1 protein-coding gene is annotated in these 468 nt (G+C 59.0%); it reads left to right on the forward strand.

Features of this window, described 5'->3' with window-relative positions; translation table 11 throughout:
- Window positions 1-468 (forward strand): Tn3 family transposase (locus tag KP705_RS17500; RefSeq protein WP_215765201.1); only part of this gene is annotated, 468 nt, incomplete at both ends.

Genomic DNA, 468 nt, shown 5'->3' on the forward strand with positions numbered 1-468 from the left:
CTGTGGAAGAGTTGAGGCGGGCGGCTTACGACCGGCTGCCACGCATCAAGATTACTGATCTTCTGCTGGAAGTGGACCGCTGGATCAGCTTCACCGACTGCTTTACCCATCGCCGTTCCAGCCGTGTCGCGGATGACAAAAACGCCCTGCTGACGGTGATCCTGGCGGATGGGATTAATCTTGGTCTGACACGCATGGCCGACACCTGTCAGGGTGCCACCCTGCGCCAGTTGGCGCATCTGCATGACTGGCATATCAGCGAGGCCGGATACGCCGAAGCCCTTGGCCGTATGGTTGCAGCCCATCGTGGGCTGCCCCTGGCGTCACTCTGGGGAGACGGCACATCGTCCTCAAGTGATGGTCAATTGTTTCATGCAGGTGGCAGAGGCGCTGCGATCAGCGATATCAATGCGCGCAATGGCAGTGAACCGGGCGTCAGTTTCTACACCCACATCTCCGATCAGTATG

Source organism: Gluconobacter sp. P1D12_c (genome assembly GCF_018812105.1).
Lineage (GTDB): Bacteria > Pseudomonadota > Alphaproteobacteria > Acetobacterales > Acetobacteraceae > Gluconobacter > Gluconobacter oxydans_A.